This window comes from Rhodococcus sp. RS1C4 (genome assembly GCF_002258225.1).
GTDB lineage: Bacteria > Actinomycetota > Actinomycetes > Mycobacteriales > Mycobacteriaceae > Rhodococcoides > Rhodococcoides fascians_E.
The window spans coordinates 77,687-98,609 of the sequence record NZ_NOXZ01000034.1 but is presented as its reverse complement, the minus strand read 5'-3'; the positions used below and the strand labels follow the sequence as shown (position 1 = coordinate 98,609).

The window sequence follows — 20,923 nt, the reverse complement described above, 5'->3', positions numbered from 1 at the left end:
TCCGGCACTCACTCCGCCCGACGTTCGCTCCGGAAACCGGGGTCCCACTCCATGCTGAACGCCCCGAACCCGTCCGGTTCGGGGCGTTCTTCGTGCCTGTTCACTGGATGCCGAAGACCGCCCGCAGTGTTGGGCAAAATCTGCCAACGACTACGTGATGCACACGCTGTGAAATGGCATTACACGCCAGCGACTACACGGAGGCAGCAGTGGATTCCAGGAAGATTCGGATCGGTATCGACACCGGTGGCACGTTCACCGACATCGTCGCGGTCGACGACGAGACCGGCGCCATGGTCACCACCAAGACACCCTCGACGCCGGCAGACCCCGCGGAGGGATTCCTCACCGGCATCGAGAAGGTGCTCGAGAAGCTCGGTGAGAGCGGTGAGAGTATCGGCGCGGTCAGCCACGGCACGACGGTTGCTACCAACAAGCTGCTCGAGGGCAAGGTAGAGAACCTGGGGTTCATCACCACCGAGGGCTACGAGCACGTGCTCGAGATCGCCCGTCAGTCGGTGCCCGACGGCTACGGCAACTCCTACTTCTGGGTCAAGCCCGATCGCATCGTTCCGGCGGACAGAGTCAAAACCGTCGGTGGTCGTCTTGCGTTCGACGGCCGCGAGATTCGTCCACTCGACGAGGCAAGTGTCCGCACCGCTGCTCAGTTCTTCAAGGATCGCGGGATCATGACGATCGGGGTGTGCCTGATGCATTCCTATGCCGACCCGTCCCACGAGGAGCGGGTCCGCGACATCCTCGACGAGGTGTTCCCGGAAGCGACGGTGAGCATTTCGAGCCAGGTTCTGCGCGAATACCGCGAGTACGAGCGGTCCATCACGACACTCGTCGACGCTGCCGTGAAGCCGAACATCCGCAACTACGTGAACAACATCGCCAACCGGCTGCGTGAGTTCTCCACTGCCGACGGTGAAGCCCGAGACATCCCCTTCTACGTCATGAAGTCCAACGGCGGCGTGCTCTCGGCCAAAGAGGTCGTGCACCAGCCGATCACGACGGTCTTGTCCGGTCCGGCAGCGGGTGCCCTCGGTGCAGCACTGATCGCCGACGCTGCAGGCGTCGACCAAGTTCTCACGTGTGACGGCGGTGGAACATCGACCGACGTCACCGTTGTCGTACAGGGCGAGCCTGCGCTGACCACCGAGGGACGCGTCGGGAACTATCCGTCGAAGATTCCGATGATCGACGTCGTGACCGTTGGTGCAGGCGGCGGGTCGATTGCCTGGATGACTCCCGAGCGCACCCTTCGCGTCGGACCTCAATCGGCCGGTGCTGATCCGGGACCGTTGTGCTACGGCAAGGGTGGCAGCGAGCCGACCATCACCGACGCCCACGTGCTGCTCGGCCGGATCCCACCGCACTTGCTCGGTGGTGAGATTCCACTCGACACCGAGCTCGCTCGAAAAGGGCTGGAGCAGTTGGCGACAGAGTTGAAACTCGGGTTCGAGGAGTGCGCCGTCGGTATCCTCGAGGTGTCGGCGTGGAACCAGGCGAATGCGTTGCGGCAGATCACCGTCAAGCGTGGTCTCGACGTCAGGGATTTCACCCTTGTCACCTTCGGTGGTTCGGGCTCGCTCCTCGCGTGCAGGCTCATCGACATTCTCGGTCTCAAGGACGTGCTGGTACCACTCGACCCGGGCAACGTGTCGGCATTCGGACTGCTCACCGTCGACGTGCGCAACGACTACGTCCAGACGCACGTCGGTCGTCACGACCGGTTGCAGGCCGCCGAGCTGCAGGAGCTGTTCGATGCACTGGCCGGCAAGGCCGAGATCGCCCTCGCCGACGAAGGTTTCGACGAGACGCAACGCCGGTACGCGCGCACTGCCGACCTCCGGTACATGGGCCAGGCGTTCGAGGTCCGCGTTCCTGTCGGCGACGGGCCCATCACGCCCGAACTCATGGACGCGTCCGCCGAGGCGTTCCACGAGGCGCACCGCGAGCTGTATGGTTACGACTTCCGCGGCGACCACGCTCAGCACGTGGAGTGGGTCAACCTGCGAGTCAGCGGAATCGGGCCCATTCAGCGTCCGGCCGCCCGTACGGTTGCAGCCGGTTCAGGTTCCGAGTCTGCCCGAACCGGTTCCCGCAAGTCCTACTTCGACTCCTGGGTGGATACCACCGTCTACGACCGTGCTCGCCTGGGTGCTGGTGACACGATCGACGGTCCAGCCGTCATCGAGGAATTCAGCTCCACCGTCCCGATCCACCCCGGATTCTCGGCGCGAATCGACACCCACGGAAACATCCGCATCTCCAAGACTTTCGACTCGAACGGAGCGAAGTGATGACTGCTGTACTCGATGCTGCGGCCGCGACCGTAGCCAAGCCCTACCGACTGACCGAGACCGACGGTGCGATCCCGGACCCGATCCTCGTCGAGATCGTCGCAGGCTACCTTGCCAGCGTCGAAATGGAGGTCGAGACGTCCATCTCGCGGACCTCCCGTTCGCCGATGATCCGCGATGCCCACGACTTCCGTGCCGGCATCCACGATCGCAATCTGCGTAAGTTGACGGGTCGTTCGTACTCTGCGTTGGTGCACCCCATCGCCCGTGATTTCCCCCTGGAGACGATGAAGCCCGGAGACGTCTATTTCCACAATGATGTCTACCTGTCCGAAGGCGGAATCGGCCACCTCCCTGACCTCTGCGTCACGGTCCCGGTGTTCGCTCGTACCACTCCCGATTCGGAACCGAAGGTGGTTGCCTTCGTGCAGGCCTTCGGGCATCACGACGACATCGGCGGCTGCTGCCCGGGCTCCATGCCGTCCGGTGCGACGACCGTGTACGAAGAAGGGTTGATGGTTCCGCCCATCAAACTCTGGGATCAGGGAGTGGCCAACGAGGCAGCTCTGCGCATCATGACGCGCAACTCCCGCATGCCCGACGCTTTGGCCGCCGATCTGGATGCCGAATGCTCGGCGTGCCTGATGGGTGCGCGTCGACTGACCGAGTTGTTCGAGCGTTACGGCGTGGACACCATCGAATCCTGCTTCGACGCGATGATGGACGCGACCACCGAGACGTACCGCCGTGAGATTCTGAGCAAGATTCCGGTCGGTGAGTACACGTGGGAGGACTACGCGGAGCACGACGGCGTCGACGAGCCCATGCTGCACACTCAGCGCATCACCTTGACGAAGACGAGGCCCGAGGACGAGGGCGGCGAGCGGCTGATCCTCGACTTCACCGGGACCGGCCCGCAGGCGAAGGGGCCCATCAATCACTGTGGTGACTACGCGGACGGCAACTTCCTGATCAAGTGGCTCGCGCCGATTCTGCGCAATCTCGCCGACACACCCGAGCGCATGGCCGAACTCGACGTCAACGAGGGAGTCGTGCCGCTGATCGAGATGAAGTTCCCCGAGAAGGGAACGCTCATCACCCCGATTTTTCCGGCTCCGACGAACGCTCGAACGTTCGTGATCCTGCGTCTGCTCGGTGTCCTGTCCGGTGTGGTCGCCAAGGCCGTCGACGGCAACATGCCGGCCGATCAGGAGACGATTCGGTACACCGGTGTCTACGGCGAGGACTTCGACGGGCACTCATACCTGATGCGCGAGGTTCTCGGCGGCGGTTCGGGTGGCCGGTATTACGCGGACGGCGAGGACACTATCCACGTCGTGCCGGATTCGCGAAACCTCCCTACCGAATTCAGTGAGAGCCGTTTCCCGTTCATCGTCGAAAAGCTCGGATTGGCCGTCGATTCCGGCGGTGCCGGACGGTATCGCGGTGGTCTGGGGTACGAGAAGCACATCCGGATGCTGAAGGACGCGCACTTCATGTCCATCGCGGACCGTTCGATCCTGGCCTGCTGGGGTGTCAAAGGCGGCAAAGCCGGTCGACCGTTCTCGGTGGTGCTCGACCCTGACGGCCCTAACGAACGCGAGTTCGACGCACTCACCGACGCTGAACCCATCAAGGCTGGGGAAGTGATCCGCATCCGCACTACCGGCGGCGGTGGGTGGGGCGACCCGCTTGACCGGCCGACCCAGGAAGTTCTGCGGGACGTGTCGTGGCGCAAGGTCTCGGTGGACGGCGCGCGGGAGGATTACGGCGTCGTCATCGTCGACGGGGACGCACCGTCGGTCGACGACAACGCCACCGCGACACTGCGCGAGCAGTTGCGCGGAGGTCGCGGTGAGAGTGAACCGTTCTTCGATCGCGGCCCGGGATACGCCCAACTCTCCGGCGGAGACACCTCGGCCGTCTACGATTACGTCTAGGACGGGCTCATGAGCAACGGAACTATCCGCGGCGCCGACATCGCAGTTGTCGGCGCCGCGGGTAAGACCGGTTCCGCAGTGGTCGACGCGCTTGCGGACACGGTGGGGGTACGACGGCTCGTGCGACGAGCGCGTTCGCAATTCGATCACGAAGTGGAGCTGGAAACCGGTGCCGGGCTGCGCAAAGCGCTCCTCGGGTGTCGGGCGGTGTACTTCATCGCCCCCAATGTCCATCCGGACGAACCCAACTTGCTGCGAAATGCGTTGACCGCAGCGGCTTCTGCTGGCGTCGACCATTTCGTGTATCACTCGGTGGCGTGGCCGTACACTCCGGCGATGCCACATCACATGGACAAAGCGAAATGCGAGGACGAGCTGCACCGATCTCCGTTGAAGTGGTCGGTGCTGCAGCCGTGCGCCTACGTCGAGAACTTCGCCGGTGCGTTGTCGGGTGACTCGATGAGGGTGACGTTGCCCTACAGTCCGGATACCCGGTTTTCTTTCGTCCGTCTGCACGATGTCGCAGCTGTCGCCGCGGCCGTATTGACCGAAGGCGAACGACATCATTGCGCGACCTACGAACTCGGCGGTCCGCAGGCCCTGTCGGTTCGTGAACTCCTGCGGGGGTCCGGTGCGGAAATCGAACAGATCTCTCTGGACCAGTGGCAGGACTCGGTGAGCGGGTCGATGCCCACGGGGGCGATTGCGCGGTTGCGCGCGATGTTCGACTTCTACGACCACCACGACTTCCTCGCCGGGAGCGCGGCCGTGCAGTTCGTACTCGGCCGGCCGGCGTCGGGCGTCGACACGGTCGTCGCCGGCTGATGACCACTGCCACCGACACCCGTGCCGATTCGATGGAGACGATCGCGACGTTGTTACGCAACACGGACGCGGTGAAGGCGCGGTTGGAGGAATCCCTTGCGCGGGTGGGTCTGAATTGGGCGAGGTTCGAGATCCTGCGGACCATAGGGCAATGCGGACCGATGACCTACGAGCAGATCTGCCGCAGGCTCGCACGTCACCGCACCACGATACGAGTGACAGTCGCCGGGTTGGAACGTGCGGGTCTGGTCGAGAGGTACCGCGATTCCGCGCATTCACAGCGCTTGCTCGTGGCCCTCACGAGCTCCGGTGAGCGAACGGTCGAACGCGCGAACACGGTCATCGCACAGTGTGCTGTCATTCGTCGAGTCGATTCCGATGTCGAATTGACCGACGCAGTCTCCTCGGTCGAAGGGTTCGTGCGTGGTGTGAGAGAACACCGCTGAGCCGGAGACCGCGTACAGAGGCCGGTTCAGTAGTCGAGAACCGTGAACGGGTCGAAGACTGAAATGGTGCGGAAGGTGTAAGTGGAAGACCCGGCCGGGAGTTGGATCGACCGCAGAAGATGTGCCTGGCCGGCCGGATCGACCTGCCACGTCTGGCCTTGGCCGTGGAAGCTCCAACTGTAGATGGGCTGGTTGGCTCCGTAGGGACTGATGATGAGCGGGTCAGACCCGCGTGTACCGTACGCGGCGGGGTCGAATGCGCTGACGTAGTGCTCTGTGTTCTCACTGGTGAACGGTGAATCGTAAATTCCGTCGGCCGAAGCCGGCGTCGCTGCCAGGGCTGTGGCGCCCAGTGCGAGTGCGGACGCAGCAATGATTTTCTTGATCAACTTTTCGGTCCTATCGTCGTTGGGACATTGTGTGAATCGACTCCGCGGTGAACCTCGTTACCCGGTCAGAAGGTCACGTTGACGTCGCGGGAGATCATGAACCCACTGTCAGCTCCGCTGTAGCAGGCGACTCCGACTTCGGCGGAGCGGCAGACCGTTCCGGTTACTCCGATGACTTGGCCGTATTCCAGTACGGGCGTGTCGTCGGCGACGAAGATGCCCTGATTGGTGCAGATCTGCTCGACGGCGCCGCCTTCGAGGATCTGCACTCCGTAGGTGTTGTTCTCGGTGTTGAGACATTCCCGACCGCTGCTGCCGGGCACGGAGTATCGGACTTGGCAGCCCACGACCGTCCCGGGCGCGTTCTGGGAGTTGAAGCCGCAGAACACGTTTTCGCTCGGGGATCGGAAGAAGTACTGGCCGTCACCACGCTCGAAATCGCGAGCATCGACGTTGACGTCATCGCGTGACGGTGTCGGCGGAATCGTGACCGGATTCGGTCCGGGGGTGGACTGATCCTCGGGCGCAGGTTCGTTGTCGGGTAGTGGAGTTTCGGTGCTGTTCGGCGTCGCCGTTGCAGTGACTGCGGCGACGGTGTCGGGTTCCCGGTAGTCCGAAGAACCGCAGGCTGCGAGTGCTGTTGCCGCGAAGACGGCCATGGTGGTGACGAACAGACGCTTCATGAAGAGCCCTCACCGGTGCATGCGGGGTGCAGCACCTTCTCGACAGGAAAATCGATGCCGCGGGAGTGGGCGTTAACGAAGTTCGCGTCACGACCCCGTCACGAATCGGTGTAGGGGTAGACGTGTTGCCGCCCGTTTTGCGAAGGTGTCGTGAGTGGAGATGTAGGCCCTGGCCTACATTTCCATTCACATGAGGGGAGAGGTTATGCGAAAAGTGTTGCGAAGAGCCGTGGTTACGACGGCATTGTTCGGTTCGCTGGTCCTGGGTGCGGGCACGGCTGCCGCGGCGCCGCAGACCAGCATCACGCCGGTTCCGGTGGTCACCGGCTTTCAGATCGCTCCGGGTGCTGTGCCGGGTGGGTTGTTCCAGACCATTCCGATGAAGACGACCGTCGGAGCAGAGCCCGGTGTCGTGAGTATCTCCGCTGCGAACGTCGCTGCGTGGGACCCCCAGTATCCGTATCGGTTCCTGACGGTGCATTGGCGCAATCTGGCTACTGGTGCAACGGGTTCGGAGGGTCTGCGGCACTGGGAGCTGTCGGGTTACGAGAAGCCGCCGTACGATCCGGCGATTCCGAACGGAAACGTTCCGCTCGAGACCACCGGAGAGGGTTTGCCGACGGAAGTGGTGGCGAGAACGGGTGCAGGGCCGGTTGCCATCGTCGTGACTCATTCGCGCGAGTACTGGGGGCCGCCGCGGGTGGACACCCTCATTCCGGGTATCGGTGTGGTGTTGGTGCCCTGACGGTCAGTCGAGTTCCCGCACGGTCGTCGGCGCAGGAAGTGCGGGAACTTCCACCGGGTACAGCTGGTGGGTTCCTTTCATGCCCTTCAGCTGCACCTCTCGTGGTTCGGCGAGGACTATGTCGTACGCACGACCGATCTTCTCGCGTACCGATTCGCTGATCAGGATCTCTCCGCCGTCGGCCTGCCCTGCGACGCGTGCGGCCATCGCGACGTTGAGCCCGAACAGGTCGTCGCCGCGGCGCACCGAGCTGCCGACGTGGATGCCCATGCGGACTCGGATCCGATCCCACTTGTCCGGATTCTCCTGCAGAGCCTCCTGAACTGCGATTCCGCATCGCACCGCTTGACCTGCATCGGTGAACGCGATCATGTAGCCGTCGCCCTGGTTCTTGATGACGTGGCCGCCGTGGCCTTCCACCTGCTTGGTGATCAGCCGGTTGTGGCGTTCCAGCAGCTTCACCCAACCGCGATCGCCCAGTTCCTCGTTGCGCGCCGTGGAGCCTTCGATGTCGGAAAACACGACCACCACGTCGCCGTCGGCCGCGATCCGCGCGAGATCGGGCCGCTCGACCTTCGCCCAGCCCGCGAGGTCTTCGACGGAGTTACGCACCGTCGCGCCGAAGCCCTTGTTGATCAGCGAATCGGCGGTGTTGAACGTCGTCCGGATCGCGAACGGCACCAAGCCACGACGTTTACGACGCTTCGACGAGCTGTCGAGTGCTCGGTCCAGAGCAGCTCGGGTGGTCTTCAACTTCTTCTGCGACACGATCAACAGCACGCCGAGCGCAACAATGACAGCGAGCTCGACACCGGCAGCAACAATCCACAGGGTCACGCAGACATCATCGTCTGTGTCTGCCGGTTATGGGCAAACACCCCCCCTCGAGTTCGGGCGGGACAGCCTCGGACATTGCGCCCAATTCTTCGTGGGCGCTATGAGGGGAGAGATCTACGCAGTCAACGACGATGTCCTTCCTCGCGACGAAGCCGCTGAAGCTCACCAGCGGATGGACGTCGGTCAGGTATTCGGGCGCATCGTGCGGACGAGGTGATCGAGTGACATCCGAACGAATGGAGTCATGACCTCTGTCACTTCCATGGTCTCGACTTCGGGCTCACCGTTGAAGCATGCGTACAGTGCGTAGTCCCGTGATCGGGCTGTACTTCCTCGCCCCGCTAGTTGCGGAATTCTTCCTGGGTGACTTTCCGCTGTACCTGTGGCCGCTCATTCTGCCGCTGTCGCTGTGGTACGGCGCCGGCGCAGTTCTGATCCGAGAACCGACTCGACGAACGGGCAGAGGCTGGCCGACGATACTGCTGCTGGGGCTCGCATTCGGCGTCTTCGAAGAGGGTGTGCTGACGATGTCATTGTTCAACCCCGACTACGCCGGGGTCAGAAGCGGATATTCCCCGTCACCTCTAGTTCGCGGCGATCAGCACGATTCCCGTGAGCACGACGGCCGAACCTGCCAGTCGTCGGACAGGGTTGCTTTCGTGGAACAACCACCACGCCAGCAAGGATCCGATGACGATCGACGACTCACGGGCTGGGGCGACCACCGACAGCGGCAGGGACTTCATTGCAACGAGAACCAGGATGTACGCAGCGGGGGAGAGCGCTCCGACGAGTAGGACTTCTCGCCGATAGGTCCCGAATGCGCTCTTCAACTGCGCCCCCTTGCCGACCACCTTGGGCGTGAGCAGCAGCGATTGCATCGAGACCGCCAACGCGAAATACGTGACCGGCGACAGGTCGAGAGTGACGACGGAGAAGTGATCCCACAGGGTGTAGGCGGCGATCATCGCACCGGTTGCGGATCCGAGCAGCACTCCTGTTGACACCGAACCATTCTGGCGACGTTTGTACCCGGTCACGACGAGTATCCCGAGAAGAATGATCACGCCGCCCAGTAGCGGCAGAATTCCAGGGCGTTCGCCGAGCACTGTGACCGCGACGACAACGGTGATCAACGGTCCTGTGCCGCGTGCGACCGGGTAGACCACGTTCAAATCGGCTCGTGCATAACCGACTTGGAGGGTCAGCGAATACCCGATGTGCAGGACGGCCGTCACGAGTGGGCCGATGAGCAAGGCCCATGATGCGGTCCACTGGCCGAACAACAGCGCTACCGGGAGGCACAGCAGGGCCGATGCCGTCATGTACATCCACACGAAGACGGCGGCGTCCCCGGTGAATCGTTTTGCTGCAATGTTCCACACGGCGTGGAGTATTGCTGCGAGACCGACCAGCCCGAGTGCTGCGTGATTCACTGTCGGTCTCGGACCGGTGTGTCGAAGCCTATTGCCTCGGCGCGGCGAGTTCGGTCCATGTCCGCCAACGCAACTCCCGCGTGCAGTATGTCGACGACGGTCAGGTGTGCCAGGCGACTGCTGGATTGAGCGAGCTGGAAATCGAGCTCTGAGCCACCCGCGACGAGCACGTGATCGGCGATGTCGACGAGCGGCGACGAAGTGAAACTGGTGATGGCCACGACCGTGGCGCCGACATGACGAGCGGCCTCGGCCACAGCGACGGTTTGCGGAGTGATTCCTGTGTGGCTGACAGCGAGGAGGATGTCCGACGGGCGGAGAAGACGGGCGACGACGAGCGTGGACAGATGATCGACCGGCGCCTGGACCATCAGTCCGATCGAGGTGAACCTGACCGCGGCGTCGGCGGCGACGGCCGACGACGTGCCCGATCCGGATATCAGTATCCGTTCGGCCTGATCGAGTTTGCCCACGACCTGCTGCACGACTTCCTCGTTCAGGGTTCCTCGGACGGCTCCGATGACGTTGACATGGCTCGACAAGATCGAATCGACGAGTTCCTTGGGTGTCGTCACATCGGTCAGGCGGGGAGGTGGGACGAACATTCCTGCCCCGCCGGATGCCCGAGCCACCGCGAACTTCAGGTCGCTGAACCCCGTGAAACCGGCAGCTCGAGCCGCCCGAACCACGGTTGCGTTCGATACACCGGCGCGCTCGGCGACCTCTGCCGTCGACGCGTTCTGAACGAACTCCGGCTGATCGAGAACCAGCCGAATCACCGACGCATCACTGGCTCTGAGGCTGGGCAGCACCGCACGCATCACGCCCTGGAGGCTCGTCATGTCGAACGGGTGTGTCGGCGGTGTCATCGTCGGGAGTCTCTCCTCGGTGCGCTCGTGGCTACCGACAAGGTATCAATGTTTCAGATCGGAGACAATGAAGGAAATGGTGTTTCCAACTGCTGCGGTGTACGCGTCCGCCCCTTGTCCGGGTGCGCAGTGTCGGTCTCGTATGGAACTGTGGGGTCTGGTTGGGGAACCAGACAGACACGACAGGGGAGTGCCGGTGACCAAGCCCGACGAGGCCGTGGACAGACCGCTCATGGAGGTCGTGTTCGACGCCATCGACGCAGATCAGGACTTGGCCGACGAAGCCAAATACCTCGTCCTTGCCGCGCTCGAAGGCATTGCCGAACTCGACGATCAGCTCGACGGTGTCACTCTTTTGCAGGCCCGCCGGGCTGCGCACGGCATGACCCAGGAGGATCCTGTCGGTGCATTCCTGACGTCCATCGAGGTGGCCGGCTTCCGCGGTATCGGGCCCAAGTCCGAGCTGACGCTTCATCCCGCCCCCGGTATCACCATCGTCAGTGGCCGAAACGGCTCCGGCAAGTCCAGCTTTGCGGAGGCTCTCGAATTCGCAGTCACGGGCAAGAGCTACCGATGGGAGAACAAGGCCAAGCTGTGGGCCGACACATGGCGCAACCTGCACGACGCGTCGCAGTGCCAGGTGCGCGTCGGACTCACCATCGAGGGTTCGGAACGGACCGTCGTCGGCGTCGACTGGGATCCTGATGCCGCCTTGCGCGAGAACAAGACATGGACGCAGGTCGGGAATGCAAAACGCTCGCCCGGCACCGATTCTCTCGGGTGGAAGTCTGCCGTGGAACTGCACCGACCGATCCTGTCGTACGACGAGATCGGCGGTCTCGTCGAAGACAGTCCGTCGACCCTGTACGACGCGTTGGCGAAACTACTCGGACTCGACGAGATCACCGACGCCGAGAAGCGGCTGACTGCAGCGTTGAAGAACGCCAAAGTGCCGCGCCAGCAGGCGAAAGACGCGTTGATCCAGCTCAAACGCATCGTGGCCGAATCCGACGACGATCGCGCAGTGCAGGCCGTGGCGCTGCTGAAGAAGCGCCAGCCTGACGTCGGAGCCGTGCAATCTCTTGCAACCGGTTCGACGTCCGAGCAGTCACCTGCTTTGTCGGGCCTGCGCACCATCGGTGGGTTGGCGGTACCGCTGCCCGAACAGATCGAGACGGTCGTTGCCGCAGTCCGTTCCGCCGTTGCGAACAACATCGATCTCGCCAACGATGCCGCTGCGATTGCCGACAAGCGAAACACGCTGCTGGGGACTGCTCTGGAACTACACGATCTGGTCGGCGATGGTCGGTGCCCTGTGTGCGAAACCGGAACCCTCGACGACGCATGGGCCGCGCATGCCCGTGCGCGGATCGATGCCGACGACGACAAGCTCGCACAGTTCAAGCAGTCCCGACGCGATCTGGACGAGGCGCGCCGCGCAGCTCGCATGCTGATCGACGACTCGAGCACGGCCGACACTGTCGCGGGTGTCGAGTTGTCCTCTCTGACTGCATACAACGAGGCCGTTGCGACGGCTCGGGCTGTGCCGGAATCTGTTTCCGGCCTCGCAGAACACCTGAACTCGACGCTGATTGCGGTCAGTGAATCAGGCCAGAACCTGCGTCAGGAAGCACTCGACTCTATCGCGGCTCGGGAGGACACGTGGGCGCCTATCGCTTCTCGTCTCGCGTCGTGGGTACAGCTGGAACGGGAGGCAGCCAAGACGGATGCGACCGTGGCCGATCTCGAGGCTGCGAAGAAGTGGATGACCGCCCACGCGATCGATCTGCGTAATCAGCGACTCGAGCCGATCGCAGAGCAGGCGAGGGACATCTGGGCCGAACTACGGCAGGAAAGCAACGTCGATATCGGCGCAATCAGCCTGGAGGGAAGCAGTACTCGTCGTAAAGCGGTGTTGAAGGGAACGGTCGACGGTGCACCGTCGGAGGCGTTGTCGGTGATGAGTCAGGGCGAATTGCATGCGCTCGCTCTGGCGTTGTTCATTCCGCGGGCGACGACGCCGAACAGCCCGTTCCGCTTCATCGTTCTCGATGATCCGATTCAGGCCATGGATCCTGCCAAGATCGACGGATTCATTCGCGTGCTGTCGAGCTTGGCCGAGACCCGGCAGGTGGTGGTCTTCTCGCACGACGACCGACTCGCCACCGCGATCCGGCAGATGGCCGTCGATGCGCGATTGGTGGAGGTGACGCGCGAGACGGGGTCGAGAATTCATGTCAGAGAGACGCTCAATCAAGCCAAGCGATACGTCGACGACGCGTACGCCCTGGTGCGCGACGAGAATGTACCTGGCGATGTGAAGCGGCGCGTCGCACCGGGTTTGTTCCGGTTGGCTCTGGAATCCGCTGCGCAGCAATTGTTCTATGCAACCCAGCATCGGGCGGGGGAGAGCCGCGAGGACACCGAGAAGCGCTGGGGTGATGTGAAGAAGACTCGCAATCGGCTCGCGTTGGCAGTACACGGTGATGCGGACAAGGATCTGGGCGGGTGGCTGTCCTACAGACCGGAACGGTGGCCGACACTCAAACTCTGCAACGCGGGCGTGCACGGTGACGCGGTGGCGGTCGATGTCGACGCGGTGAAGGATCTCGGCCGCGTGGTCGACGGGATTTTGAGCTCGTGACGGCAATCGCATTGCGAAACGCGGAGCGTCTGCTCGACGGAAACGTCGGTGCGGCAGGTAGTTCGGCGAGATTGGCGGCTTTCCTCGCACGGCAGGCGTTGGAGGATCTGGTGGACCAGCATCTTCGTGCGTTGGGTGCCGAGGTTCCGAATGCGAGCATGCGGTCGAAGCTGGTCATTCTTCGGTCCCTGGGCACTACCGAACGCGCAGACGCTGCCGCGATGGCCTGGAACCGGCTCAGCAACGTGTGTCACCACCATGCCTACGAACTGGCGCCCACGGTGTCCGAGGTGCGGCACCTGTGCAGGATGGTGGCAGTGTTGCTCGAACCGGGTCCGGTCGCCTGAGACGTTCTCGCGCCCGAAGGTCAGAGGGGGAGTGGGTGGCTGAGCAACCCCGTTGCCTCACCGCGTCCGGACAAGAGCGAGCAGAATTCGACGGCGTCGATCTCGACTGCCTCTCCGCCCGACCCTGCGCGGTACGAACCGCCGGCCGGACCGGTCAGGGTGAGGTCGAACGGTTGGCCGTGTGTGCCGGCCCATTCTGCGACGATATCGGCGACGAGACGTCCGTCGTGCGCAGCGTCGATGTCGAGCTCCGTGCCGGCGGCGCGTGTGATGTCCACCCGGTGCATCCAGACGTCGCGGGTGAATCCGACGTCGAAAAGGTACGCGATCGGCTGACGTCCTACTGGCTCAGGAAGATTCAGCAAGGGCAGTTTGGCGATCGGGCGGGGTAGCTTCGAACGTGACTTCAGCGCAGCCGGGGCGAGTGTGTCCCATTCCGCGATCAGTTCATCGGGCGAGCTGGTGGCCCGCTCACGTACCTGCAGCTCGTTCATGCCGTCCCACCAGAACTCCCCGCCGATCTCGGCGACAAGGGGCTTGCCAGTGCGGACCTGTCGGACGAATTCGCGCGGAGATGCCTGGCCGGCAGCCGATCCGACGATGTGAGCCACGACGGCGTGCACGTCCCACATCTGACATACGGTGGGCTTACTCCAATCGTCTGTGCGCAGTGCGCGTAGAGCAGCGGCGAACTTGTCGCTTTCGACCGAAGTGATCTGCATGGCTTCGCGATGTTCGATCCGGGGGATCGCGGCGACGTCGATGAACGTGGGAATGGTCATGGTAGGCCTCTCGGGGCATTTCATAGGCAAAGGAAAAGTTCGATCATGGAGCCGGATGAACTGCACCGGTGAGGAACATTGCGACGACGCGAGGCACGTGCTGCACCCATCGGTCACCACCTGGATCGTTGGCTATCTGCTGATCACACAGGCCGGCGATCAGTGAGCTGAAGATGTCGATATCGTCTTGATCCTCGGCACCGACACGGGCGAGGACCTCTCTGGCTCGGCCGTAGAACTCGAGGGCAACCTCCCAGGATGCAGGCGAGGGCGCGAAGCCAGGAATGGTGCGTTGGAAGAGCATTTGGTGCACGACCGGGTATGTACTCGAGAACCGTACGTTGTCGACCACGAACTGCTCCAGCGCTGCTCGCGGGTCTGTCGGCATCGGCTGACTGTCCAGGTAGTCGATGAGCTGGCGGTACCCGTCGGCGAACATGGCGTCGTACAGGTCGAGCTTGGAAGCGAAATACACGTACAAAGACGGCTGCCGCAGGTCGACGCGGGCGGCCAACTCTCGCAACGAGATCACCGCCAACCCGTCGCGCTCGGCAAGTTGCCACGCCTCGGTGAGGATTGCAGAGATTTTGGCTTCTCGCCTGGCGCGGCGGGGGTCGTTCTTTCCGTCCGGCACCAGCACCTCCTATCGTCGATAGGAAAACTATCAGCGATAGGTGTTGGTTTGTCAAGCCGGCCACGTTATCTCATCTGGGGCCCGGCCGACCCCGTGTCCGGCAAGCACGTCCTCGACATCGCGTGGACACGGTTGCCTCGTGCATGTGGTCGAACTCGACGGCAGCGGGCACTGTCCCCAGCCGAAGGCGCCGGTCAAGGTGGCGACAGCTATTCGGGCTTCGACCAGCTCATGAGTGCTCGTTGACCTGAAAGATCAACGCTGGGTGCGCAGAGAGATTACGACACGCACGTATTTCCGAACCTGTTGTCCTGACCACGTCCCCGGGACCCAGAACGATTGAATCGTCGGCCAGCTCCAGCTTGACGACGCCGGAACCAATGCATATCGACACGGAACCGGTCGAGGACGAACTCAGGGACATGGTTGCAAAGGCGACGATGCGAAAATGTTGTGGACTGCTCGGTGCCAGGCGCGATCGACCACGCCCGAACGAGGCGGGCCTGCTGAGCTCGTACGATCGATCCGCCCCGTGTACGAGATGATCTATCGAAACACCAAGGCGTTCGGCCAATTCGACGGCGGTGTCGAGTGACAGTGACTGGGTGCCACGCTCGGTCTGCGAGATCGCGCTGCCCGATACCCCGATCATTGCGCCGACGTCGGCTTGACTCCATCCGCGTTGTTTGCGGATCGATCGAAGCCCCGCGCCGAGCCGCGACACCGTGGACGGCGGGCCGACCGTGGCGATGCCGTCGTCGACTGCGTACGGCATTTCCGTTCCGACAACTTGGCTTCGGCGTCCGTCTGCGCGCTCGACTCGAAGGTGGGTCGAGTTCTGGTCGACGATCACCTGTGCCAGTTCGCGGAGCGCAGGAGGCACCGAGGACCGTGGACATATCCACAGCGCCGTCTTTCCCTCGCGGACGACCGTGCACGCGGTGTCGGCGACCGCTCCGATGGAGGCGTGGTCCCGCAGGTCGAAGGCGCCACGGGAGAAGCCGCGATCCGAGACGTCGCGGCCGTCGGCGAGCGCGATCACACCCGCGAGCACCACGTCGACACTCGAAAGACCGTCGTCGACGACCCACAGGACGTTGTCTCCCCACCACATCCCGTCGAGCACGGTGTCGAGTTGGTCGATGCCGTATCGGGGGCTTCGGCCGTCGACGGGCCCGACGCCTATCCGAATTCTCCGGCTCACTGTGGCACCGGCCCCAGGGGCCTACAGGTGTTTTGCACCAGCACGGCCTAACCGTACAGTTTCGATATGGACATTGGTTCGACGCCACTCAACGGAATCGACCCCGAACACGCCTCTGCGCTGCGAGAACTGCTGTTCGACGCGCGCCGAGTCGAGGAGATGAGCGGTCCGTGGACGGTGGAATCGTCGTGGTCCGACGGGTTCCAAAGCACCAGTTCCGCACGCGGACACACCATCGAATTCGACGAGCCCGCCGATCTGGCGGGTAAGGACGGAGCCCCGACGCCCCACGAATATCTCCTGTCCTCGCTGAGCGGTTGCCTCATCGCGGGCGCTGTCATGCACGCGACCGTTCAGGGGATTCGGCTCGACCGTCTCGATGTCACGATCACCGGCACGTTCGACAACATTCTGCGGTGGGCAGGTCTGGACGCGAACGGCTCGGCCGGGTACCGATCCATGGAAGTCCACGCTGTCATCGCAGGTGACGCCGACGACGCGACCCTGCGCGCGTTGTGGGACCGAACGGTAGCCGGATCGCCGGTGGCCGGCACGATCAGTCGGCCGACGCCGGTGACGAGCGTCGTAGAGATCGTCTGACAGCATCACCTATCTGTGCCCAGCAGCCATGCGCCTGCACGGTGGTACTTCCATCGCGCTGGGTCGTGGGTGCTGTGCGTCCGAACATCACGCCAGTAGCGATGGAAGTTCAGCGAATCGGAAGTGGAACGTGCACCGATGAATTCGAACAACTCGCTGGCCAGTCGCTCCGAGTTCTCGCTCGCGAACGCGCTCGCCTGCGCGACTGACACTGCCGCAAGTTCGTATTGGTCCGCGGTGCGGAGTTCGTCGGCGTGGTCCAATCGACGCGCAGCTTCGTAGAGCAACTGTTCGGCAGCCTGCACGCCGGTGGCGAGTTTACCGAGTCGGTATGCCGTGAGTGGGTCGTCGATAGCGCGGTCGACGTTGGCTGTCCGCCAGGGTCGCGCGATCGTGCGGATCAGTTCGATTCCGCGTTCCAGGACGCCGAATCCGATTCCGACGTCGACGGCAGCATGGATGATGGATGCATACGGTGGGAACGTATCCGGGCGGTGGAATCCGTCGAATGGTTTGAGCGAGTAGAGTTCAGGAACCTCGACGCCGCGCAGGTGAACGGTTCCACTGTGGGTGCTTCGTTGCCCCATGGCGTCCCAGTCGTTGACGATGGTCAGGCCGTCGGCGTGCCGCGGGACGAAGGTCAGGGAGAACTGTCCGTCCAGGGTCGATGCGAGCACCGGAATCCAGTGCGCGGTGAGCGCTCCCGTCGAGTAGTACTTGTCGCCGTCGAGAACCACTGAGCCGCTGCCGGTCTCGGTGAGTGTCGTGTCCGGCGGGGACAGGACCGGCTTCGATCCGCGCTCGCTCAGGGCATTGCCGAAGCGTCGACCCGCCAGGATCTCCTCGGCGAAGAACTGCTTCTGGTCGACGGTACCGTCGATGAAGATCGAGTCGATCAGGTGAAAGTGGTTCTGCGGCAACTGGCCCAGCGAACCGCTCGCTTTCGACAGGATGACGAACACGCGGACTACCGTCTCGTAGGAAACGCCGGCGCCACCGAATTCGCGGGGAACCCGAATGCCGAGTAGTCCGCTCTCGGCCAGTGCTGTCAGTTCCTCGATCGGGAGTTCCCTCGACCGGTCGAGCCGGTCTGCCGATTCTCGGAAGAATGCGGCGAGTTCCTCGGCAGCGGAGATGGCCTCCTGGGAATTCTTCAGGCGAGTAACTCGGCCGATGGGCAATGCTGTGTCGATGGTCATGCGATGTCCTGACGGGGTCGATGAGTGCGCGGTGGTGTCGTGGAGACCGGAACAGCCGAAGGGTGTGGCGTCGAATGGCGCGTGGCGGACTTTGCCATCGTTGAAATATCGGTGTCAACCCAGGTCCAGGAAGTACCGGCGTCAGCGTAGGCGAACTGTCGGTGAAGTGCGTCACACCTGGAACGGCGTCGTGGGAGCCTGTGTGGGCGATGATCTGGCCCGGTTTAAAACCACGATGAATTTAAGTGCCGGTCGAATCGAGACGCTGTTTATCGACGACTTCAAAAGTTTGACTTTAATTTTCGGTGGTGCCAATGTTCCCCACATCGACGCGTGTCCTTCTCGAATTTAGGGCCGCACTACTGAACGGCCCACAAGAAAGATCTGTGTGATGACCAGACCGCTCGTCTACAACGCGTTCCTGCACCTGACCCCCAACCATCACAGTCACGGTTACTGGCGTACGCCCGAAGGTCGTGTTCAGTACGGCTACAAGGATCTGCAGCCCTACATCGATGTGGTGAAGACGCTCGAGCGTGGAAAGATCGACACGCTCTTCATCGCCGATGTCGTCGGCGTCTACGACCTCGACTTCGGAGACGGATCGACGACGATCAGAGCCGGGTCGCAGTTCCCCGAGAACGATCCCGTCACCATCGTCTCCGCCCTCGGACACGTCACCGAGCATCTCGGTATCGCAGTGACCAGCAACATCATTCAGTCGCACCCGTTCTCGTTCGCGCGTCAGTTGTCCTCGCTCGACCACTTCACCGACGGCCGTGTCGCGTGGAACATCGTGACGTCCTACCTCAGCAACGGCTTCCGCAATTACGGGTACGACGAGATCGTCGGCCACGACGATCGCTACGAGTGGGCGCAGGAGTACGTCGACGTCACCTACAAGCTGTGGGAGCACTCCTGGGAGGACGGCGCCGTTGTTCACAATCACGAGACAGGGGAGTTCTTCGACCCCGACAAGATTCACACCATCGACCACGTCGGCAAGCGATACAAGGTGCAGGGACCGCACATCGTCGAGCCGTCCCCGCAGCGCACCCCGGTGCTGTTCCAGGCCGGGAATTCGACTGCTGGGCGCGCTTTCGCCGCAACCAACGCCGAAGTGACCTTCCTGCCGTCGAACAATCCCGCGTCGGCTGTGCGTGACATCGCAGTCCTCGACGACGAGCTCCGATCCATCGGCCGGGCGCCGTCGTCGCTCAAGAAGATCGTTCTGCTTTCCACTGTCATCGGATCCACCGAGGAGGAAGCGCAGCGCAAGAAGGACTATTTCCGCTCGAACATCGATTTCGATGCGCTGCAGGCATTCTGGAGTGGAAACTCCGGCATCGACCTCTCTTCGATCGACCCCGATACCCCTCTGTCCGAGCTCGCCGGTCGTGCGCAGCTCGGTAATCATGTGCAGTCACTCTTTCGTGCAGCCGCCGATGCACAAGAAAATCCGGATGCCCGTGTCACGTGGCGCGAATACCTCGTCGACCAGTCCCTTCTGCCGGGCCGCTTCGCAGGCACGCCCGAGCAGATCGCCGACCACGTGCAGGAATGGGCGAACGCAGGCGTCGACGGCTTCAACGTCGTCCCCATCACGACTCTCGGCTGGTGGGACGAGTGGGTCGACCACGTCGTGCCCGTACTGCAGGACCGGGGTCTCGCGCAGCGCGAATACGCGCCGGGCACCCTGCGCGAGAAGCTGTTCGGGCGCGGCAACCATCTCGGCGACGACCACCGCGCACGGACACTGCGCATCGGCGCCGACCTGCCTGCCTCTTTGTAGAGCATCATCTTCGAATCGGAGCCACATCCATGACCGCTACTCTCGACGACACATCGCTTCGCGAGAAGATCTCCGCTGTTGTCGCGTCCATCGCCGCGACCGCTGTCGACCGTGACCGCAACCGGGAACTGCCCTACGACCTCGTTCGTGAGCTCGCTGTGTCTGGCTTCGGCGCCCTGCGTGTTCCCTCCGAGTTCGGTGGCTACGGCCTGTCCTTTCCCGAGCTCACCGAACTTGTTCTCGACCTGGCCGCCGCGGATTCCAACGTGGTCCAGCTCCTGCGTACGCACTTCATCTTCACCGAAGGACTGATCCATGCGGCCGAGTCCGACGACCGGACGGCGTGGTTGCGACGCATCGCCGACGGCGGCATCTTCGGCGGGGCCTATACAGAGCAGAACGCGCAGAACCAGACTCACTTCTCGACGCGTATCTCGACCGACGCGTCCGGCCGGCGCACGGTCACGGGCAAGAAGTTCTACAGCACCGGATCTCTCTACGCCGATTGGATTCTCACGACAGGGGAGGGTAAGCACACCGTCGAGCAGGCCGTTGTTCCTGCCGGAGCCGAGGGCGTCACTCTCGTCGACGACTGGCACGGATTCGGCCAGAAGCTCACCGCCAGTGGCACAACGGTATTCGAGGAAGTCGATATCACCGATACTCCTCAACTCCCACACGACGTCGCGCTCGGTAGCTACGGAACGTCGGTCGCACAGTTCTGGCATCTGATCGCACTGGCAGGCATCAGCCGCGCCGCGCATTCGGACGCCGTCGACTATGTCCGTTCGCGCACCCGCTTCTTCAGTCAGGGCGCGGGAGTGCTGCCGCGCGAGGACTCGTTGATCCAGACGGTGATCGGCGAAGTCAGTGCAGCCAACCACCTCGCGGAGACGCTGGTTCGGCACTCGGCCCGGACGCTCGACGCGCACAGCCGTGCCATCCGCTCGGGCGCGAGCAGCAGTGCTCTGGAGGACGCGACGGAAATCGAGATCTACCGGGCGCAGGTCACCGTCATCGAGACGGTGTTGAAGGCAGTGACACGATTGTTCGACGTCGGCGGCGCGTCCGCGCTGAGTGTCGAGAAGGGCTGGGACCGGCACTGGCGCAATGCCCGCACGCTGTCGAACCACAACCCGACGCCGTACCGATTGGCCAGCATCGGCGACTTCGAACTCAACGGCACCTCGCCGTTCCGTGAGTGGCTCAGCGGTATCGACCTCCGAGACAGGAAGCGCTGAG

Annotated in this window: 19 protein-coding genes; 10 read left to right on the top strand and 9 right to left on the bottom strand. The window is 63.0% G+C overall.

Going from position 1 to position 20,923, the window contains the following annotated elements:
• Positions 1-209 precede the first annotated feature (209 nt).
• The 4 genes from CH289_RS17645 to CH289_RS17630 are packed head-to-tail and all read left to right on the top strand — an operon-like array spanning position 210 to position 5,520.
• Positions 210-2,309 carry a hydantoinase/oxoprolinase family protein gene (locus CH289_RS17645; protein WP_026347468.1) on the top strand — a complete coding sequence of 700 codons (2,100 nt, stop codon included), beginning with the start codon at positions 210-212 and terminating at the stop codon, positions 2,307-2,309.
• Positions 2,309-4,249: a hydantoinase B/oxoprolinase family protein gene (locus tag CH289_RS17640; RefSeq protein WP_094728271.1), complete on the top strand. Its 1,941-nt coding sequence runs from the start codon at positions 2,309-2,311 to the stop codon at positions 4,247-4,249. The genes CH289_RS17645 and CH289_RS17640 overlap by 1 nt, the downstream gene beginning before the upstream one ends.
• Positions 4,250-4,258: 9 nt before the next feature.
• Positions 4,259-5,074, top strand: a complete 816-nt coding sequence (locus CH289_RS17635) for an NmrA family NAD(P)-binding protein (protein ID WP_094728270.1) — start codon at positions 4,259-4,261, stop codon at positions 5,072-5,074.
• Positions 5,074-5,520 (top strand): MarR family winged helix-turn-helix transcriptional regulator, encoded by a 447-nt coding sequence (locus CH289_RS17630; RefSeq protein ID WP_094728269.1) that lies wholly within the window; start codon positions 5,074-5,076, stop codon positions 5,518-5,520. The genes CH289_RS17635 and CH289_RS17630 overlap by 1 nt, the downstream gene beginning before the upstream one ends.
• 26 nt (positions 5,521-5,546) lie before the next feature.
• Here the strand turns inward: CH289_RS17630 and CH289_RS17625 are convergent, their stop codons facing one another.
• The gene (locus CH289_RS17625; protein ID WP_019663310.1) at positions 5,547-5,909 is read right to left on the bottom strand and encodes a hypothetical protein; all 363 of its coding nucleotides are present in this window, start codon (positions 5,907-5,909) and stop codon (positions 5,547-5,549) included.
• A 65-nt stretch (positions 5,910-5,974) separates the two neighbouring features.
• On the bottom strand, positions 5,975-6,592 hold the full coding sequence (locus CH289_RS17620; RefSeq protein ID WP_094728268.1) for a cyclin family protein: 618 nt from the start codon (positions 6,590-6,592) through the stop codon (positions 5,975-5,977).
• Between the two features lie 205 nt (positions 6,593-6,797).
• On the opposite strand from CH289_RS17620, the gene CH289_RS17615 reads away from it, so the two are divergent.
• Positions 6,798-7,337 carry a hypothetical protein gene (locus CH289_RS17615; protein WP_256977297.1) on the top strand — a complete coding sequence of 180 codons (540 nt, stop codon included), beginning with the start codon at positions 6,798-6,800 and terminating at the stop codon, positions 7,335-7,337.
• 3 nt (positions 7,338-7,340) lie between these two features.
• Here CH289_RS17615 and CH289_RS17610 read toward each other — a convergent pair whose 3' ends face one another.
• From CH289_RS17610 to CH289_RS17590, 3 genes are all read right to left on the bottom strand, one after another.
• Positions 7,341-8,174 carry an adenylate/guanylate cyclase domain-containing protein gene (locus CH289_RS17610; RefSeq protein WP_037105070.1) on the bottom strand — a complete coding sequence of 278 codons (834 nt, stop codon included), beginning with the start codon at positions 8,172-8,174 and terminating at the stop codon, positions 7,341-7,343.
• 584 nt (positions 8,175-8,758) lie between these two features.
• A complete protein-coding gene (locus CH289_RS17595; RefSeq protein ID WP_094728267.1) occupies positions 8,759-9,610 on the bottom strand; it encodes a DMT family transporter in 852 nt (283 codons plus the stop codon).
• Positions 9,607-10,479, bottom strand: a complete 873-nt coding sequence (locus CH289_RS17590) for a MurR/RpiR family transcriptional regulator (RefSeq protein ID WP_094728266.1) — start codon at positions 10,477-10,479, stop codon at positions 9,607-9,609. The genes CH289_RS17595 and CH289_RS17590 overlap by 4 nt, the downstream gene beginning before the upstream one ends.
• A 196-nt stretch (positions 10,480-10,675) precedes the next feature.
• Between CH289_RS17590 and CH289_RS17585 the strand changes: the two genes are divergently transcribed.
• On the top strand, positions 10,676-13,123 hold the full coding sequence (locus CH289_RS17585) for an AAA family ATPase (protein ID WP_094728300.1): 2,448 nt from the start codon (positions 10,676-10,678) through the stop codon (positions 13,121-13,123).
• Complete coding sequence (locus CH289_RS17580; protein WP_094728265.1) at positions 13,120-13,470, top strand: hypothetical protein; 351 nt, start codon at positions 13,120-13,122, stop codon at positions 13,468-13,470. The genes CH289_RS17585 and CH289_RS17580 overlap by 4 nt, the downstream gene beginning before the upstream one ends.
• A gap of 20 nt (positions 13,471-13,490) precedes the next feature.
• Here the strand turns inward: CH289_RS17580 and CH289_RS17575 are convergent, their stop codons facing one another.
• From CH289_RS17575 to CH289_RS17565, 3 genes are all read right to left on the bottom strand, one after another.
• A complete protein-coding gene (locus CH289_RS17575; RefSeq protein WP_094728299.1) occupies positions 13,491-14,252 on the bottom strand; it encodes a maleylpyruvate isomerase family mycothiol-dependent enzyme in 762 nt (253 codons plus the stop codon).
• 43 nt (positions 14,253-14,295) lie between these two features.
• Positions 14,296-14,886: a TetR/AcrR family transcriptional regulator gene (locus CH289_RS17570; RefSeq protein ID WP_256977293.1), complete on the bottom strand. Its 591-nt coding sequence runs from the start codon at positions 14,884-14,886 to the stop codon at positions 14,296-14,298.
• 229 nt (positions 14,887-15,115) lie between these two features.
• Positions 15,116-16,090 (bottom strand): helix-turn-helix domain-containing protein, encoded by a 975-nt coding sequence (locus CH289_RS17565; RefSeq protein ID WP_143545107.1) that lies wholly within the window; start codon positions 16,088-16,090, stop codon positions 15,116-15,118.
• A gap of 66 nt (positions 16,091-16,156) precedes the next feature.
• Between CH289_RS17565 and CH289_RS17560 the strand changes: the two genes are divergently transcribed.
• Positions 16,157-16,690, top strand: coding sequence for an OsmC family protein (locus CH289_RS17560; protein WP_094728263.1), 534 nt, complete (start codon positions 16,157-16,159; stop codon positions 16,688-16,690).
• A 5-nt stretch (positions 16,691-16,695) separates the two neighbouring features.
• Here the strand turns inward: CH289_RS17560 and CH289_RS17555 are convergent, their stop codons facing one another.
• The gene (locus CH289_RS17555; protein WP_033187917.1) at positions 16,696-17,889 is read right to left on the bottom strand and encodes an acyl-CoA dehydrogenase family protein; all 1,194 of its coding nucleotides are present in this window, start codon (positions 17,887-17,889) and stop codon (positions 16,696-16,698) included.
• Between the two features lie 391 nt (positions 17,890-18,280).
• Between CH289_RS17555 and CH289_RS17550 the strand changes: the two genes are divergently transcribed.
• Complete coding sequence (locus CH289_RS17550; RefSeq protein WP_094728262.1) at positions 18,281-19,681, top strand: NtaA/DmoA family FMN-dependent monooxygenase; 1,401 nt, start codon at positions 18,281-18,283, stop codon at positions 19,679-19,681.
• Positions 19,682-19,710: 29 nt separating this feature from the next.
• Positions 19,711-20,922, top strand: coding sequence for an acyl-CoA dehydrogenase family protein (locus tag CH289_RS17545; protein ID WP_094728261.1), 1,212 nt, complete (start codon positions 19,711-19,713; stop codon positions 20,920-20,922).
• Position 20,923: the final 1 nt, after the last annotated feature.

Excerpts from the sequence above, each read along its gene's own strand:
- CH289_RS17615 (WP_256977297.1), top strand. The coding sequence starts at position 6,798 with ATGCGAAAAGTGTTGCGAAGAGCCGTGGTTACGACGGCATTGTTCGGT.
- CH289_RS17630 (WP_094728269.1), top strand. The coding sequence starts at position 5,074 with ATGACCACTGCCACCGACACCCGTGCCGATTCGATGGAGACGATCGCG.
- CH289_RS17575 (WP_094728299.1), bottom strand. The coding sequence starts at position 14,252 with ATGACCATTCCCACGTTCATCGACGTCGCCGCGATCCCCCGGATCGAA.
- CH289_RS17590 (WP_094728266.1), bottom strand. The coding sequence starts at position 10,479 with ATGACACCGCCGACACACCCGTTCGACATGACGAGCCTCCAGGGCGTG.
- CH289_RS17560 (WP_094728263.1), top strand. The coding sequence starts at position 16,157 with ATGGACATTGGTTCGACGCCACTCAACGGAATCGACCCCGAACACGCC.
- CH289_RS17550 (WP_094728262.1), top strand. The coding sequence starts at position 18,281 with ATGACCAGACCGCTCGTCTACAACGCGTTCCTGCACCTGACCCCCAAC.
- CH289_RS17555 (WP_033187917.1), bottom strand. The coding sequence starts at position 17,889 with ATGACCATCGACACAGCATTGCCCATCGGCCGAGTTACTCGCCTGAAG.
- CH289_RS17620 (WP_094728268.1), bottom strand. The coding sequence starts at position 6,592 with ATGAAGCGTCTGTTCGTCACCACCATGGCCGTCTTCGCGGCAACAGCA.
- CH289_RS17640 (WP_094728271.1), top strand. The coding sequence starts at position 2,309 with ATGACTGCTGTACTCGATGCTGCGGCCGCGACCGTAGCCAAGCCCTAC.
- CH289_RS17635 (WP_094728270.1), top strand. The coding sequence starts at position 4,259 with ATGAGCAACGGAACTATCCGCGGCGCCGACATCGCAGTTGTCGGCGCC.
- CH289_RS17545 (WP_094728261.1), top strand. The coding sequence starts at position 19,711 with ATGACCGCTACTCTCGACGACACATCGCTTCGCGAGAAGATCTCCGCT.